This window comes from Ancylobacter sp. SL191, assembly GCF_026625645.1.
GTDB lineage: Bacteria > Pseudomonadota > Alphaproteobacteria > Rhizobiales > Xanthobacteraceae > Ancylobacter.
The window spans coordinates 2,870,670-2,886,595 of record NZ_CP113056.1; the positions used below are offsets into that span (position 1 = coordinate 2,870,670).

Annotated in this window: 15 protein-coding genes; 9 read left to right on the forward strand and 6 right to left on the reverse strand. The window is 65.1% G+C overall.

Going from position 1 to position 15,926, the window contains the following annotated elements; genetic code table 11:
- Positions 1–16: 16 nt before the first annotated feature.
- Positions 17–634, reverse strand: a complete 618-nt coding sequence (locus tag OU996_RS13075) for a polysaccharide biosynthesis/export family protein (RefSeq protein ID WP_324290699.1) — start codon at positions 632–634, stop codon at positions 17–19.
- Between the two features lie 251 nt (positions 635–885).
- Here OU996_RS13075 and OU996_RS13080 point away from each other — a divergent pair, with 251 nt between their 5' ends.
- Complete coding sequence (locus OU996_RS13080) at positions 886–3,084, forward strand: polysaccharide biosynthesis tyrosine autokinase (protein WP_267582052.1); 2,199 nt, start codon at positions 886–888, stop codon at positions 3,082–3,084.
- On the forward strand, positions 3,074–3,742 hold the full coding sequence (locus OU996_RS13085) for a hypothetical protein (RefSeq protein ID WP_267582053.1): 669 nt from the start codon (positions 3,074–3,076) through the stop codon (positions 3,740–3,742). Before OU996_RS13080 ends, OU996_RS13085 begins: the two co-directional genes overlap by 11 nt.
- Here OU996_RS13085 and OU996_RS13090 read toward each other — a convergent pair.
- The 3 genes from OU996_RS13090 to OU996_RS13100 form a co-directional block, all read right to left on the reverse strand.
- The gene (locus OU996_RS13090) at positions 3,721–4,938 is read right to left on the reverse strand and encodes an acetate/propionate family kinase (protein WP_267582054.1); all 1,218 of its coding nucleotides are present in this window, start codon (positions 4,936–4,938) and stop codon (positions 3,721–3,723) included. The genes OU996_RS13085 and OU996_RS13090 overlap by 22 nt on opposite strands.
- 3 nt (positions 4,939–4,941) lie before the next feature.
- Positions 4,942–5,898, reverse strand: coding sequence for a phosphate acetyltransferase (locus OU996_RS13095; RefSeq protein WP_267582055.1), 957 nt, complete (start codon positions 5,896–5,898; stop codon positions 4,942–4,944).
- Between the two features lie 147 nt (positions 5,899–6,045).
- Positions 6,046–6,756, reverse strand: coding sequence for a FadR/GntR family transcriptional regulator (locus OU996_RS13100; RefSeq protein ID WP_267585708.1), 711 nt, complete (start codon positions 6,754–6,756; stop codon positions 6,046–6,048).
- Between the two features lie 192 nt (positions 6,757–6,948).
- Here OU996_RS13100 and OU996_RS13105 point away from each other — a divergent pair, with 192 nt between their 5' ends.
- The 5 genes from OU996_RS13105 to OU996_RS13125 are packed head-to-tail and all read left to right on the forward strand — an operon-like array spanning position 6,949 to position 11,072.
- Positions 6,949–7,953 carry an ABC transporter substrate-binding protein gene (locus tag OU996_RS13105; protein WP_267582056.1) on the forward strand — a complete coding sequence of 335 codons (1,005 nt, stop codon included), beginning with the start codon at positions 6,949–6,951 and terminating at the stop codon, positions 7,951–7,953.
- 10 nt (positions 7,954–7,963) lie between these two features.
- Entirely contained in the window at positions 7,964–8,794 is an 831-nt protein-coding gene (locus OU996_RS13110; protein ID WP_267582057.1) for an ABC transporter permease, read from the forward strand.
- A 3-nt stretch (positions 8,795–8,797) separates the two neighbouring features.
- On the forward strand, positions 8,798–9,604 hold the full coding sequence (locus OU996_RS13115) for an ABC transporter ATP-binding protein (RefSeq protein ID WP_267582058.1): 807 nt from the start codon (positions 8,798–8,800) through the stop codon (positions 9,602–9,604).
- 11 nt (positions 9,605–9,615) lie between these two features.
- Positions 9,616–10,368 carry an ABC transporter permease gene (locus OU996_RS13120; protein WP_267582059.1) on the forward strand — a complete coding sequence of 251 codons (753 nt, stop codon included), beginning with the start codon at positions 9,616–9,618 and terminating at the stop codon, positions 10,366–10,368.
- Positions 10,368–11,072: a fumarylacetoacetate hydrolase family protein gene (locus tag OU996_RS13125; protein ID WP_267582060.1), complete on the forward strand. Its 705-nt coding sequence runs from the start codon at positions 10,368–10,370 to the stop codon at positions 11,070–11,072. Before OU996_RS13120 ends, OU996_RS13125 begins: the two co-directional genes overlap by 1 nt.
- Positions 11,073–11,128: 56 nt before the next feature.
- Here the strand turns inward: OU996_RS13125 and OU996_RS13130 are convergent, their stop codons facing one another.
- Both OU996_RS13130 and OU996_RS13135 read right to left on the reverse strand, forming a co-directional pair.
- Complete coding sequence (locus tag OU996_RS13130) at positions 11,129–11,518, reverse strand: RidA family protein (RefSeq protein WP_267585709.1); 390 nt, start codon at positions 11,516–11,518, stop codon at positions 11,129–11,131.
- Positions 11,519–11,548: 30 nt separating this feature from the next.
- Positions 11,549–12,937: a formimidoylglutamate deiminase gene (locus OU996_RS13135; protein WP_267582061.1), complete on the reverse strand. Its 1,389-nt coding sequence runs from the start codon at positions 12,935–12,937 to the stop codon at positions 11,549–11,551.
- Positions 12,938–13,032: 95 nt separating this feature from the next.
- Here OU996_RS13135 and hutI point away from each other — a divergent pair, with 95 nt between their 5' ends.
- Together hutI and hutH are read left to right on the forward strand one after the other, a co-directional pair.
- The gene (gene hutI / locus OU996_RS13140) at positions 13,033–14,235 is read left to right on the forward strand and encodes an imidazolonepropionase (RefSeq protein WP_267582062.1); all 1,203 of its coding nucleotides are present in this window, start codon (positions 13,033–13,035) and stop codon (positions 14,233–14,235) included.
- The gene (hutH, locus tag OU996_RS13145; RefSeq protein WP_267582063.1) at positions 14,232–15,767 is read left to right on the forward strand and encodes a histidine ammonia-lyase; all 1,536 of its coding nucleotides are present in this window, start codon (positions 14,232–14,234) and stop codon (positions 15,765–15,767) included. The genes hutI and hutH overlap by 4 nt, the downstream gene beginning before the upstream one ends.
- Positions 15,768–15,926 lie beyond the last annotated feature (159 nt).

The following is a 15,926-nucleotide window of genomic DNA, read 5'->3' on the forward strand; positions in this document are numbered from 1 at the left end:
TCACCGGCTCGTGCGATCAGAACAGGCGTTCGGCAACCCGCACGATATCGCCCGGATAAACCATGGTCGTCGTGGTGACCGGGTAGGCATATTCCTGGCTCTGGCCAGCACGGCGAATGAAGACCGTCTGATCATTCGCGCGATAGGTAAAGCCACCAGCGACTGCAGCCGCACTGACGATATTCATGCCATTGCGGTACGGATATTCGCCCGCCTTATGAACTTCGCCCATAATGTAGAATGGGCGATATTTCAGAATTTCAACATTCACGCGCGGATCGCGCATGTAGCCACTGGCCAGTTTTTCACTGATCGACTGTTCGAGTTGGCGCTGCGACAGACCTGCTGCCTTCAGCGAGCCGATCAACGGAATCGAGATCATGCCGGAAGAGTCGACCTCGAACTCGCCAGACAACGATGTCTCGTTGAAGACATTGAGGCGAATGCGATCACCGGTTCCCAAAAGGTACTCTGGCGGTGTATCCGGGGCCGCGGCGCTCGGCGGCGGTGCGCTGGGTGCCCCAGCGCACCCAGAGAGCACAGCGGCGGCGGCGCCTAGTAGTAAAACTCTGCGGAAGCGGTTGAGTGAAGTCTTTTCACCGTCAACCCCCCACTTGCGTCGTGCAGGCATCATTCTACCTAACAAGCTTAGCGGATAGTCTTGATGTGGCTTTTGGTGGTTCAGTCTAGAATTTTACTATGCCATTTAAGGCCCTTGCAAAGGCAAGTTTATAACCACGAAAAATTATAGCACTCTCGGTCGGCAGCGTCGCTATGAATCGTGCATTATGTGAGTATAATGCACGGTGACTAAGAGGGCGGTGCGGGGCTGTTCGGCGGGCGCGGTTCCTCGGTTTATATCGGCGACGTCCTGAGTGGGTTGAGATGCACGGTCAGATTGCGGATTACTCTCGGCTGGAGGAGAGCGGTCGTTTCGACCTGCATCACGTGGTGGACTTTTTGCTCCGCCGATGGTCGCTCATGCTCATGGTGGCTGTGACCGTATTGGCCTCAGCTTTTGTAGTCTATCTCACGATAACGCCGACTTATACGAGCACGGCTGAAGTTCTGCTCGACAGCTCATCCCGCGTCGGCCTTGGCGAGGACTTGTCTCCGCTCGGCGAAAAGACGGTGATGGACGATCAGATCGCGATCATCACGTCGGTGAATTTTCTCAAGCGCGTCGTGGATCATGAAAAGCTGAATGACGACGACGAGTTCGGCAAGCCTGAGTTGTCCATCCTAACGAGACTTAAGATGCTCGTCGGATTGGGTGCGGAACCGGCTCCGGTTGGCGCACCGCAGGCGGCATCTGGCGACGATGTTGATCCGGTCACGCGTGGGACGATCGGCCGGTTGAAGCTGGCGATGACGATTGCCCGCAAGCCGCGGTCGTCGATTATCACGATCGCGGTCACTTCCGAAAGCCGGGTTAAGGCGGCGCGGATCGCCAACGCCATCGCGGACGCCTACATCACGGATCAGCTTGAAAGCCGCTTTGATGCGGCTCGACGTGCCTCGTCCTGGCTGACGGAGCGCCTGCAGTCTCTCCGCGATGCCTTGCGCGCCTCCGAGGAGGCGGTCGTCAAGTTCCGCAGCGAAAACAATCTCGTCTCTGTCGGGTCAAAAACGCTCAATGATCAGCAGCTTTCCGAGGTGAATGCTGAGCTGGTCCAAATACAGACTGAAGCTGCCGCCAAAAAAGCCAAGTATGAACAGGCCCGTGAACTTGTCGAAAGTGGCGGCAAGGTCGATGCCATTCCTGACGTCATCCGATCGGCTGTGATCAGCGACCTGCGCGGCCGGCTCGCCTCGGTTTCGGCCCGGGAGGCGGACCTGGTGTCTCGCTATGGCGAACGTCATCCGCTCGTGGTCAATGTGCGGGCCGAACGCCGCGAAATCGAGCGCCTGGTCAACACCGAAATTCAACGTATCATTGTAAATCTCAAGAATGATTATGACGTTGCCCAGACGCGCGCCGATGCGATGGAGGCCAACGTCGCCGCAGCGTCGGGGCAGGCCGGCACGGAGAGCGGTCTGACGATCCGGCTGCGCGAGCTTGAGCGAGACGCCCAGGCGAACCGCACGCTCTACGAGACCTTCCTCACGCAGGCCAAACTCACCTCCGAACGGTCTGAGGTGAATATCCAGGATGCGCAGATCATTACGCCGGCGTTGCCGGCGGGTGCTCCGACGGCGCCGAGCCGTTCGCTGTTCCTGGGCGCGGGCGCGGCGCTTGGTTTGGTCGTCGGCTTCGGTGTCGCGCTTTTGCTGGATCTGCTGAATTCGGGCTTCACCAGCCCGCGTCAGGTGGAAGAGCAGACGGGGCTGCCTGTCCTGTCCTCTGTTGAATGGGCTGACTTCCCGGAGATGGAGGCCGGCGGGGCCGTCCCTGTGCTCAAGTTCCTCGTTGATAAACCATTGTCGCGCTTCAGCGAATCTATACGCAGCCTGCGGGCGGGCGTTCAGATGTCCGACGTCGACAATCCGCCTCAGGTGGTGGAGATCACTTCCGCCTCACCGGGCGAAGGCAAGACGTCGCTGGCGATTTCGCTCGCCGTCTCTGCGGCGACTTCGGGCAAGCGCGCCTTGCTGATCGATTGCGATCTGCGGCGTCCGTCCATTTCCCAGCAGTTCGGTCTGACCGACCGGCCGGGCCTGGTGGAACTACTGGCACAGACCGCGTCGGCTGAGGGCATTCTTCACCGCGACAAGCTGTCCGGCGTCTATGTGCTCGGCTCCGGCGCGAAGACGCAGAGCCCGCCCGACCTGCTGGGGTCCGCGCGAATGCAGCACCTGATTGACCAGCTGCGCCAGAGCTTCGATTTGATCATCGTCGACGCTCCGCCGATTGGGCCGGTGGCTGATGCGTCGGTTCTCGCGGCGGTTGCGGACAAAGTGGTCTTCGTGGTTCGTTGGGGTGTGACGGCGCGTGAGTTCGTGCGGCATTCGCTTGAGCGTATCCCGGGCGACCGCAAGGTGTGCGGGATCGCCTTCAACATGGTCGATCTGCGCCGGACGCCGCGCTACGGCCGCTACTCCTATTACTCGTCGGCCTATTACAAGAAGTACTATGTCGGCTGAACTTTCGGGCGTCGAAGCCGGGCGTTCACTGCGGATCGCCGGCTCGCTCGCCCTTATCGTCGTGGCATCCCTCCTGGCGTTTGGTGGTGTTCGGCTCTGGCGGTTCCAGTCGCTGGATGACCGGGTCATGACGAGCCTGTCTGGCGATTATCTCAAGGCCGAGACGCTGCAGCCGCTCATCGCGCTGCAGGCTGAGGTGGCGGAATGGACGAACACGGTCGGTGTCCGAAATCGCGCCCGAGAACTCTATCTGAGGCTTGGCCAGGCGATGGCCGCCTCTCCGGATCGTACGCAGCTCAATGCGGCCAATGTGCTGGCGGTCGAGCCGGTCAATTCCGCCGTATGGCTCGATCTCGCGACCTCAAGCTGGCTGTTGCGCTCTCCTGATCTCGCAATCGCCGCATGGAACATGTCTTATGTGACAGGGCCGCGCGAATTCGATCTCGTGCACTGGCGGGTTGCCTTCATGCTCAATCTCTGGCCAGAATTGCCCGACAACGCCAAGCGGATGATGTTCTCGCAGCTTCAGATCGTGCTCGGTGACAGCACGCGTCATTTCGGCCCGTTCTGGCGCCGTCTGCTGGCGACCCTCAATCCTGATACACGGGCGCAGATCGAGCGGGAATGGAAAGCCTATCAGGGCCTCGGCGCGCCCTGACGTGCTTCACCTCCCTCGTCCCCGAGCAACCCTAGCGTGTGGCGGGCGATCATGCCTTCTTCGTCGGTCGGGATGACAAAGGCCCGCAGGCTTGAGCCGCAGGCGTCGATGCGGAGGGCGTTCCGCTCGTTCTCATCCGCATCCAGCTGCAGACCGAGAAACGCCAGCCGCTCCGCGATTCGCGCCCGCACCGGTGCGGAGCGCTCGCCAATGCCGGCGGTGAAAACCAGCGCATCAAGGCCGCCCAATGTGACGGTGAACTGCGCTATCGCCTGAGCGACCTTCAGGCAGAAGTAATCCACCGCCAGCGCCGCCTCAGGGGCATCGCTAGAGATGAGCTCGCGCATGTCGCTGCTAATGCCGGAGAGGCCCTTGAGGCCGCTGTCATGATAGAGCAGGTGGCCAACTTCGGCGGGGCTCATGCCCTTCTGCTCGATGAGGTGAAGCACCACGCCCGCATCGAGGGCGCCACAGCGTGTCCCCATGGGGAGCCCATCGAGCGCGGTGAAGCTCATGGTGGAATCCTGGCTGGCCCCGTCGCGCAGCGCGCAGGCGGAAGCGCCGGAACCGAGATGGGCGATGACCACGGCGCCCGCCGCCGCCTGCGGGTCGATGGCGCGAAGTTTGGTCGACACATATTCATAGGACAGGCCGTGAAACCCGTAGCGGCGCACGCCATCGTCATACAAGGCGCGGGGCAGGGCGAAGCGGTCGGCGATTTCCGGGTGCCCGCGATGGAAAGCGGTGTCGAAACAGGCAACTTGCGGCAGATCCGGCCGGCGCTGGCGGATGACGCGGATGGGGTCGAGATTGGTCAGTTGGTGCAGTGGCGCCAACGGAATGAAGCTCTCCAGCCGTGCCAGAACCGCATCGTCGATCCGCACGGGGTGACTGTAGTCCGGTCCGCCATGCACCACGCGATGACCGACGCCGATCAGATGGTGGTCGTCGATGAGGGGCGTGATCCAGTCGCCGATGGCGTGTTGAGCATCATGCGGGCCGGCGATCTCCTGCGCGGTGAAATCCTCCTCCACGAGGGTCTGCCCGGCACCGTCGCGGGCCCGCAGGCGCGGGCGGGTGCCAATGCCGTCGAGCGCGCCGGCGATCATCACCTCGAGCTGATCGCCCTCCACGCCGTAAAGCTTGAACTTGATGCTGGACGAGCCGGCATTCACCACGAACAGGACATCGCTCATCGCTCAACCTCCCAGCCCCGGCTGGCGCAGCCGCGCATCGGCGTAGAGCACCGCCACCGCGCAGGAGGCGAGGCGGGTCTTCAACGTGTCGGCGCGGCTGGTCAGAATCACCGGCACGCGCGCGCCCAGCACCAGCCCGGCGGCGTCGGCGCCAGCCATGAAGGTGAGGTTCTTCGCCAGCATGTTTCCGGCCTCAAGGTCAGGGGCGACCAGTATCTGCGCGCGGCCGGCCACGGGTGAGGTGAGCCCCTTGATGCGCGCGGCTTCCGGGGAAATGGCGTTGTCGAGCGCCAGTGGCCCGTCGAGGTCAGCACCGGTGATCTGCCCGCGCTCGGCCATCTTGCACAGGGCGGCGGCTTCGATGGTGGAGGGGATGCTGGTGGTGACTGTCTCCACCGCCGAGAGAATCGCCACGCGCGGGCGCCCGAGACCAAGGCCGAGATGGAGGTCGATGGCGTTCTGCACGATGTCGCGTTTGGCATCGAGGTCGGGAAAGATGTTGACCGCCGCATCGGTGATGAACAGCGGCTCGGGGTAGGATGGGACATCCATGATGAAGACATGGCTGACGCGCCGCCCGGTGCGCAGTCCGCTGTCCCGCGCGGTGATGGCGCCGAGAAGCTCGTCGCTGTGCAGGCTGCCCTTCATCAGCAGTGCGGCTTCGCCTGCGCGCACCAGCTCGACGGCGCGGGCGGCCGAGGCCGCGCTGTGCGCGGTGTCGATGAGGGTGAGGCCGGTAAGATCGAGCCCGTGCTCGCGCGCGACGGTGATGATGCGGTCCTGCGGACCGACGAGAATGGGCGTTATCAGCCCGGCGCGGGTCGCGTCGAGAGCAGCGCGCAGCGAGGATTCATCGCAAGGGTGGGCGACGGCGGTGCGCAGCGGGCCGAGGGCGGCCGCGCGGGCTATGAGGCCGTGATAATTGCCGTGGGCGGCATGCCGGCTGATGGGGCTGTTCATCTGGTTCCTTGCGACCCGTGGCGCGGCCGGGCGGGGCCATGTCGTGAGACTGCCACGGGAAGGTGAAGGCGCCGTGGCGTCCTTGACCTGTCGCAAGAGACCAGAAATTGCCACGTCCCGCCAGCGCAGGCCGTTACCGAGGACGCGTCAGTCCTCGTTGGCGGCGCGCATCTGCTTCTCCAGCAGCTTGCGCTCCACCGTCTGGAGATGGGCGCGCATGGCGGCGGCGGCGGCGGCCATGTCGCGATTCTCGATGGCGTCGACGATCGCCTCATGCTCGGCAAAGCTGTGATGGGTCGGCAGGGGACGAACCGGCGCGGTGCGCAGCCGGCCCCAGGTCACCGCCCGGCGCACCGCGTTCAGCGTATCGAACAGGCCGAGCAGCAGGCTGTTCTGCGTCGCTTCCGCGATGGTGCGGTGAAGCCGCGTGTCCCATCCTTCATATTGCCGCCAGGTGTCGGCCTGCCGCGAGCGGGAGAGGCACAGTCGCATTTCGGAAATCGCGGCGGGCGTGGCGGTGAAGGCCGCGGCGCGGGTGATCTCCGGCTCGATCACCAGACGCGCGCGCATCACCTCGGCCGGGTTGCTGCGGCGGGCGAGGGCGCTGATGTCCGCGAAGGTGTCGAGCGGCCGGCTGCCCATGAAGGTGCCCTTGCCGACATGGCGCCAGAGCTGGCCTTCGGCTTCCAGCACGTCGAGCGCCTTGCGCAGCTCGGTGCGCGAGACGCCGAGCGCGGCCGACAGTTCGCGCTCGGGCGGTAGCCGACCATCATCAGCGAGGTCCGTCTGCGCGAGATAGGCGCGCAGCTGGGTCACGATTCCCTTTTCCGTATGGATGTCAGACGGCGTATTCAGCATGGCGGCGCGGGTCAACCAAAGTTCTCATTGGTTCAATCTATGAGGCGACGAGACCATGCGGTCAAGCCGTTTTGAACTTGACCGTACGGTACAGCCAATGTAAACCAAATATCAATTGGTCGCCAACCTCGCGGGGTACCGGCGCCGTCGAAGCCATCGTGGAACCAACCACCGGCATCATGGGAGACGAACATGCTCAAGAGCCTGACCAAGGGATTGGTGCGCCTTTCCGGCACCGCCGCCGTGCTTGGCTTTAGCGCGGCACTCGCTTTCTCGCCCGAGGCGGAAGCCAAGGTGCGTGTTGCCTATGGCGACATTGCGAGCGTCGAGAACCTGCATCTGCTCGCCGCCTTCGAGCTCGCCAAGCAGAAGGGCGTGGATATCGAGATGACCTATCTGAAGTCCGAGGACATCGCGGCACAGGCCGTCGTCGGCGGGCAAGCGGATATCGGCGTCGGCGGCCCCTATGCGCTGATCCAGAAGGTGAAGGTGCCGGTGCGCATCTTCATGCAGCTCTCCACGCTGCGCTTCTACCCGGCGGTCAATGCCGAATTCTACAAGACCTGGAAGGATCTCGACGGCCAGGAAATCGCGGTGCATTCGCGCGGTTCCGGCACCGAAGCGATCATGAAGCTGATGGAGGAGAAGCAGGGCATCAAGTTCTCCAAGATCAGCTACATCCCCGGCTCCGAAGTGCGCACCGGTGCGCTGCTGCAGGGCAATGTGAAGGCGACCATCGTCGACACCAACGGGCGGAAGCTGCTTGCGGCGAAGGCGCCGGGCAAGTTCATCATCCTGCCGCTCGATGGCGTGAACGCCACCGACGAGGCGCTGTTCGCCCGGCAGGACTTCCTCGACAAGAACCCGAAGGACGTCGACATCATCGTCGAGTCCGTGCTGACCACCTGGCGCGAGGTTACCAAGAACCCGGCGATCGTTGCCGAGTGGCGCGCCAAGTACAAGCTGCTGCCCGACCTGCCGGCCGATCAGGTCGCCGAGATCACGCCCTATTTCACCGAGCTCGCGCAGGGTAAGGCCTTCCCGCTCAATGGCGGCGGCGAGGCGGCGGCCAAGGACGACTTCGCCTTCTACACGCTCTCCGGCCAGCTCACCGGCAAGCCGGCCGAGCTGAAAGTCGAGGAATTCTGGGCGCTCGAGCCGCTGAACCGCGCGCTCGGCAAGGTCGGCACGAATTGAGGCCGGCTTGATGGCAGTACCCGCTGACGTGAACGGCTCCTCGCGAACCGTCCCCGGCACCGAAGCCTCCTCCATCTGGAGGAGGCTCTCGGAGCACCGCTCGGCCCTGTGGCGCATCGCCTCCATCGGGCTCTTCTTCCTCATCTGGGAAGTCGCCGGTCGCATCCCGATCAGCTTCGCCTTCCCGACCTTCCTGGAGACCTTGCGCGCCTTCGTCACCATGACGCTCGATGGTTCCTTCGTCGCGGCCTACGCCGAAACGCTGCAGCCGTTGGTGATCGGCATCGCCATCTCCACCGTGATCGGCATCGCGCTCGGCATTGTGATGGGGTTGTCGCGCTTCGCCGAATGGCTGATCGCGCCGGTGTTCATCGTCGTGCAGGCCGCGCCCATGGCGGCGCTGATCCCGCTGATCACCTTCGTCTACGGCATCGGCCTCGTCTCGAAGACGCTGGCGGTGATCATGCTCTCTCTGCCGGTCATCGTGCTCAATGGTTACAAGGCGGTACGCAACGCCAATCCGTCATTGGTCGCGATGTGCTATTCGTTCCAGGGCACCTGGTGGCAGCGCATCACCAAGATCATCATCCCGGACGCCAGCCCGGTCATTTTCGCCGGCCTGCGCCTTGGTCTCGCTGCTGGTTTCATCGGCGTGATCCTCGCTGAGCTGCTCATTACTCCCACGGGCATTGGCGACCTCATCACCTATCACCGCTCGGTGGCGAACTACGCGGAGATGTACGCCGCGGTGGTCTCCATCATCCTCGTCTCCACCCTGACGCTGGCCGCGCTTGAGGCTTTCGAGCTTCGCGTGCTGCGTCCCGAAAAGAGAAGGGCCTGAACCATGCGCAACATCACGGCGCACGCGGCTTCCGCTGCCAGCCGCCCGGCCGGTGCCGACGTCGCGGTCGAGGTACGGGGCATCTGCAAGATGTACAATGAGGTCGAGGCGCTGCGCGGCATCGATCTCGACTTCCCCTCCGGCAAGCTGACCACGCTGCTTGGTCCTTCCGGCTGCGGCAAGACCACCCTGCTCAAGATCATCGCCGGTCTCATCCCGGCGACCTCGGGCGAGATCCGGGTGAACGGCAAGACCGTCACCGGGCCGGGCCCGGAGCGCGCCTTCGTGTTCCAGGACTTCGCGCTGATGCCCTGGGCGACGGTGATGCGCAATGTCGCCTTCGGCCTTGAACTGAAGGGCATGGGCAAGGACGAGCGCCAGTCGATCGCCCGCAAATACATCGCCGAGGTCGGGCTCTCCGGCTTCGAGAACAAGTACCCGCACGAACTGTCCGGCGGCATGCGCCAGCGTGTGGGCCTCGCCCGCGCCTTCGCGGTCAATGCCGACGTGCTGCTGCTCGACGAGCCGTTCTCGGCGGTGGACGAGCAGAACCGCCGCAAGTTCCAGGAGGATCTGCTGCGCCTCGTCGAGCTGGAGAAGAAGACCTTCATCTTCGTGACCCATTCGATCGAGGAGGCGGTCTACTGCTCCGACCGCATCGTCATCCTCTCCCGCCGTCCGGGCCGCATCGCCCAGATCATCGAGCCGGAGATCGACCGCTCGGCCTCGCCCGACGCCATTCGCCGTGACCAGGGCTATCTCGATACGGTCGAGGAGATCTGGCAGGGCCTCAAGCGCTACGTCGATTAGGGGAGGGCGCGATGACACTTTTCGGCTATCGCGTGCCCATGATGGCCTCGCTCCTCGTCTGGTGCGTCATCTGGGAACTGGTCGGGCGCTCGGGGGCGATGTTCCTCATCCCGCCGCTGTCCGACGTGCTGGTGGCGGCCGTGGCTCTGGTGCAGACCGGCACCTGGCAGGCGGCGGCGCTGACCACGCTGAACAGCTTCCTGCTCGGCATGGCCTTCGCCATCGTGGTCGGCATCGTGCTTGGCGTGCTCATGGGGCGCTTCAAGGCGGTCGACAACCTCATGGGCATCTGGGTCAATATCTTCGTGTCGGCACCGCTCTCCGCGCTTGTGCCGGTGCTGATGATCCTGTTCGGCATGGGCGAGACGACGGTGGTCGTCACCGTCTTTCTGTTCGCCGTATGGATCATTGTGCTCGACACCCGCGCCGGCATACAGGGCGTGCCGAATTCGCTGGTCGAGATGGGGCGCAGCTACGGCGCCTCGCCCTTCGCCCTCTACGGTAAGATCATCCTTCTGGCGGCGCTCCCGGAAATCCTGGCCGGCATCCGGCTCGGCGTGGTGCGCGGCGTGAAGGGCGTGGTGATCGGCCAGTTGCTGGTCTCGATCATCGGCTATGGCGAGTTGTTCGAGCTCTATTCGCGCAACTTCGACATGGAGAATTTCTGGGCGCTGACCATCATCCTGTTCGCCGCGGCGATGGGATTGTCGGCTCTCATCGAAAACATTGAGAAACGCGTCGATTATTACGCAGGAGTACGCTGATGAACGCCCCTCTCGACCACGCCGCCTATGTGATCACGCCTCCTGGCATGCCGACGCTTCCCGTCGAAGGCTCGGACAAGCTTTTTCCCATCCACCGCATCTATTGCGTCGGCCGGAACTATGCCGAGCACGCGATCGAGATGGGGCATGATCCGAACAAGGAGCCGCCCTTCTTCTTCCAGAAGAACCCCGACAACGTCATCACCAACGGCACCTTCCCCTATCCCGACAAGTCCAGCGACGTGCATTACGAGCTGGAAATGCTCGTGGCGCTCGGCAAGGGCGGGGTGAACATCCCGGTCGAGACGGCGATGGAGCATGTGTGGGGCTATGGCATCGGTCTCGACATGACCCGCCGCGACCTGCAGGGCGAGGCCAAGAAGCTCGGCCGGCCGTGGGAAGTGGGCAAGGCCTTCGAGGCGTCCGCCCCGTGCTCCGCGCTGATGCCGGCCTCGAAGATCGGCCACCCGACCGACGGCAAGGTGTGGCTCAACGTCAATGGCGTGCAGCGTCAGGTCGGTGACCTCAACCAGATGATCTGGAAGGTGCCGGAGATGATCTCCATCCTCTCGGGCCTGTTCGAGCTCAAGGCCGGCGACATCATCATGTCCGGCACCCCCGCCGGCGTCGGCGCGATCGTGCGCGGGGACGTCATGGAAGGCGGCGTCGACGGCGTCGGCAGCTTCACCGTGAAGGTCGTCTAAGCCTTTCCATCTTAGAGAGAAAAGGGCGGCCCGCGGGCCGCCCTTTTTGTTGGCCGTCAGGACGGGCGGCGGGCGACGAGGTCGATCTCGACCAGCGCCTCGCGCGCGAGGCCGGTGACGCCGACGCAGGTGCGGGCGGGGCGGCGATCCGTCGGGAAATAGGACGCATAGGCCGCGTTCATCGCCGGGTAGTCGCGCTGGAACTCCGTCAGATACACCCGCGCCTGCACCACATGGGAGAGGTCGAGCCCCAGCCCGTCCAGCACGATGACGAGATTGTCCATCACCCGCCGCGTCTGCGCCTCGACGCCCTCCGGGAGCGGGCGGGAATCATCGTCCGGCCAGGTCGGCATCTGCCCGGTGATGAACACCCAGCCATCGCTCTCGACGGCATGGCTGAACGGCGCGACCGGCGTCGGCGCGCCGGGAATCATGAGAAATTGCAGCGACATGGAAGCTCCGGTGAAGAGGCTGATTCAGGCAGCAAGCTTGGCACGAACGGCGGCGAAGCGCCGACGGGCGGCCTCGCGGTCGCGATGGATGCCGGCCTCGACCAGCTTAACGCCGCGCCGCCAGACACAGTCAACCGCCTGACCGGGCGTGCTGAAGATCCAAGCGTCGAGAATGCCGTCGCCCGTCCTGCCCAGAAGAGATGGATGGCGGGCGTCAAGGCTGACAAGATCGGCGGGGGCGCCGACCTCCAGCCCGACGGGTGCGCCCAGCGCCTGCCCGCCGCCCTGAAGCGCTCCAGCGAACAGGCTCGCGCCCGTGGAGTGGCCTTCGCTCATGGCCAGAACGTTGCGGGCGCGGTGGGCGAGGCGCTGGGAATATTCCAGCAGGCGAAGTTCCTCGGCGGCGTCGATCCGCACATTGGAATCCGAGCCGACGCCATAGCGTCCGCCGGCCTCCAGAAAGGCCGGAGCGGGGAAGATGCCGTCGCCCAGATTAGCCTCGGTGATCGGGCAAAGCCCTGCCACGGCTCCAGTTTTTGCCAGGCGGGTGGTCTCGTCCTCGGTCATGTGGGTGGCGTGGATGAGGCACCAGCGCGCGTTCACCGCCACATGATCCAGCAGGAACTCCACCGGGCGCCGGCCGGAGAAGGCGAGGCAGTCCTCGACCTCCTTCATCTGCTCGGCGACATGGATGTGGATGGGCCCGGTGGTCAGCGGGAGGAGGCGGCTGATCTCGGTGAGCGTCGCGGCGCGCAGGCTATGCGGGGCGAGGCCGAGAACCGCGTCGGGAAGCGTCGATATCGCCTGCCGGGCTGATTCAAGCAGGCGGGCGAAGCTGCTGACACTGTTGATGAAACGCCGCTGGCCATGGGTCGGTGGCGCGGCGTCGAAGCCGCCATGGGCGTAGAACACCGGCAGCAGGGTCAGTGCGATGCCGGTGGAAGTGGCGGCCGCTGCGATGCGCTGCGAAAGTTCACCCAACTCATTGTAACGATAGCCATTTATGTCGTGGTGCAGGTAGTGGAACTCGCCAACGCGGGTGAAGCCGGCTTCCAGCATCTCGACATAAGCAAGGGTGGCGATGGCCTCGACATCGTCGGGGTCCATGCGGTCTACCGCGCGGTACATGGCCTCGCGCCAGGTCCAGAAGCTGTCTCCGGTGGGGCCGCGTACCTCGGTGCCGCCGGCAAAGACGCGCTGGAAGGCGTGGCTGTGGAGATTTGGGAGTCCGGGCAAGGCGATGGCGTGACGCTCTGAGGTGGCGCTCGACTCCGTTCCCACATCGATTCCGGCGATCCGTCCATCGCTCACGGACAGAGTCACATTTCGTGCCCAACCATCGGACAAATAAGCGTTTTCAAACCACAGGCGGGTGGTCGGCGCGGCCGGGCTGGGGCTCTCTGTGCCGGACATGGGGGTGTCGCTCCCGAGGGCTATAGACAAGGCGGTTGAAACGTCATTATGTATAGACATTATCCATCTGCCTGTCACTCGATGAAGGAGAGGCCATGCGCTGCGACCGTCTCTGGCGAGGCGCCCGGATCGCCACGCTGGCGCCCGACCGTCCCGGCCTCGGCGTCATCGAGAACGGGGTCGTCGGAAGCCGCAATGGACGTATCGTCCTCGTGGCTGATGAGTGCAGTGAGGTGGAGTGTCAGGCCGATGAGACCATCGAGTGCGAGGGTCGCTGGATCACGCCGGGGCTGATCGACTGCCACACCCATCTCGTCCATGGCGGCGACCGCGCGGCCGAGTTCGAGCAGCGCCTCGCCGGGGTCTCCTACGAGGCGATCGCGCGGGCAGGGGGCGGTATCGTCTCCACCATGCGGGCCACCCGCGCGGCGAGCGAGGATGAGCTGGTCGCCGCCGCCGCCCGCCGGCTCGATGCACTGATCGGGGAGGGGGTCACCACGGTCGAGGTCAAATCGGGCTACGGGCTCAATGCCGCCTCCGAGCTGACCTCGCTGCGTGCCGCGCGGCGGCTCGAGCGGGAGCGGCCGGTCTCGGTCACCACCACCTATCTCGGCGCCCATGCGCTGCCGCCGGAATTCGCTGGCGACAAGGACAGCTATATCGATTCGGTGATCGCGCTGCTGCCGCAGATCGCCGACGAGGGGCTGGCGGATGCGGTGGACGCCTTTTGCGAGGGCATCGCCTTCTCGCCCGCGCAGGTGGCGCGGGTCTTCGCCGCGGCGAAGGGGCTGGGCCTTCCGGTGAAGCTCCATGCCGACCAGCTCTCCAATCTCCATGGCGCGGCGCTCGCGGCCTCTTTCGGCGCGCTCTCGGCCGATCATCTCGAATATACCGATGCCGCGGGCGCGGCCGCCATGGCCAAAGCCGGCACGGTGGCGGTGCTGCTGCCGGGCGCCTTCTATTTCATCCGCGAAACCAAGCTGCCGCCGGTCGATCTTTTCCGCCAGCACGGCACCCGCATCGCGCTGGCGACCGACTGCAACCCCGGCACCTCGCCGCTGACCTCACTGCTGCTGACCCTGAACATGGGCGCGACGCTGTTCCGCCTCACCGTCGAGGAATGCCTCGCCGGGGTGACGCGCGAGGCGGCCCGCGCCTTGGGGCGGCTGGATGAGGTCGGGACCATCGAGGTCGGCAAATATTGCGACCTCGCCATCTGGGACATCGAGCGCCCGGCGGAGCTGGTCTACCGCATGGGCTTCAACCCGCTTCACGCCCGCGTCTGGAGGGGCCAATGACACAGATCATCCTGAAACCCGGCGCGGTGAGCCTTGCCGAATGGCGCGCGGTTTATCGCGGCACCCCGGTCGCTCTCGACCCCGCCGCGCAACCGGTGATTGCGCGCAGCGCGGCGGCGGTGGCGGCGATCCTCGCCAAGGGCGAGCCGGTCTATGGCATCAATACCGGATTCGGGAAGCTCGCCAGCGTGCGCATTCCCGATGCCGATCTTGAGACGCTCCAGCGCAACATCGTGCTTTCCCATGCGGCGGGCGTCGGGGAGCCCATGCCGGTGCCCATCGCCCGGCTGATGATGGCACTGAAGCTGGCGAGCCTCGCGCAGGGAGCGTCCGGCATCCGCCCGGCGACCATCGCGCTGCTCGAGGCCATGTTGGCCAAGGGGCTGACGCCCGTCGTGCCCTGCCAGGGCTCGGTCGGCGCCTCCGGCGATCTCGCCCCGCTCGCCCATATGACGGCGGCGATGATCGGGGTCGGCGAGATCTTCATGGATGGCGCCCGCCTCACCGCGGGCGAGGCGCTGGCGCAGGCCGGCCTTGCCCCGGTGACGCTCGGCCCCAAGGAAGGGCTGGCGCTGCTCAATGGTACGCAATTCTCCACCGCCAATGCGCTGGCGGGCCTGTTCGAGGCGGAGAACCTCTACCGTTCGGCACTCGTTACGGGCGCGCTGTCGACCGATGCGGCGCGCGGCTCCGACGCGCCCTTCGACCCGCGCATCCATGCCTTGCGCAAGCATCGCGGGCAGATCGAGACGGCCGACGCGCTGCGCGCGCTGATGGCGGGTTCAGCGATCAGGGCCTCCCATCTCGTCGGCGACGAGCGGGTGCAGGATCCCTATTGCCTGCGCTGCCAGCCGCAGGTGATGGGCGCCTGCCTCGACCTGCTGCGTCAGGCAGCGGCGACGCTGGAAACGGAAGCGAACGGTGTCTCCGACAATCCGCTGATCTTCCCGGAGGAGGGCGAGGCGCTGTCGGGCGGCAATTTCCACGCCGAACCGGTGGCCTTCGCCGCCGACATGATCGCGCTCGCCGTGTGCGAGATCGGCTCGCTCAGCGAACGCCGCATCGCCATGCTGGTCGACCCCGCGCTGTCGGGCATGCCGGCCTTCCTCACGCCGAAGCCCGGGCTGAATTCCGGCTTCATGATCCCGCAGGTAACGGCGGCCGCGCTGGTTTCGGAGAACAAGCAGCGGGCCTATCCGGCGAGCGTCGATTCCATTCCCACCTCGGCCAATCAGGAAGACCATGTGTCCATGGCCGCCCATGGCGCGCGCCGCCTGTTCGGCATGGTGGAGAACGCAGTCTGCGTGCTCGGCATTGAGCTGCTGGCGGCCGCGCAGGGCTGCGACTTCCACGCCCCGCTCGCCTCCTCGCCGGTGCTGGAACAGGTCCGCACGCGGCTGCGCGCGGAGGTGCCGCATCTCGACGAGGACCGCCATTTCGCACCGGATATGGACAAGGCGAACGCCCTCATCCGCTCCGGCGCCATCGCCGGGCTGGCGGCGGCGCTGCTGCCGACCGTGAGTGGGGCGTGAGGGGGATGGCGACCTCCATTCAACGGACGTCATCCCTCCCGCTGACGTCATCCCGGACATCGCCGCAGGCGATGAGCCGGGATCGTCGGCCGCTTCTTGCGCGGGGCGCGATCCCGGATCGGTCCTGCCGGACCGTCCGGGATGACGACTGCAAAGGAG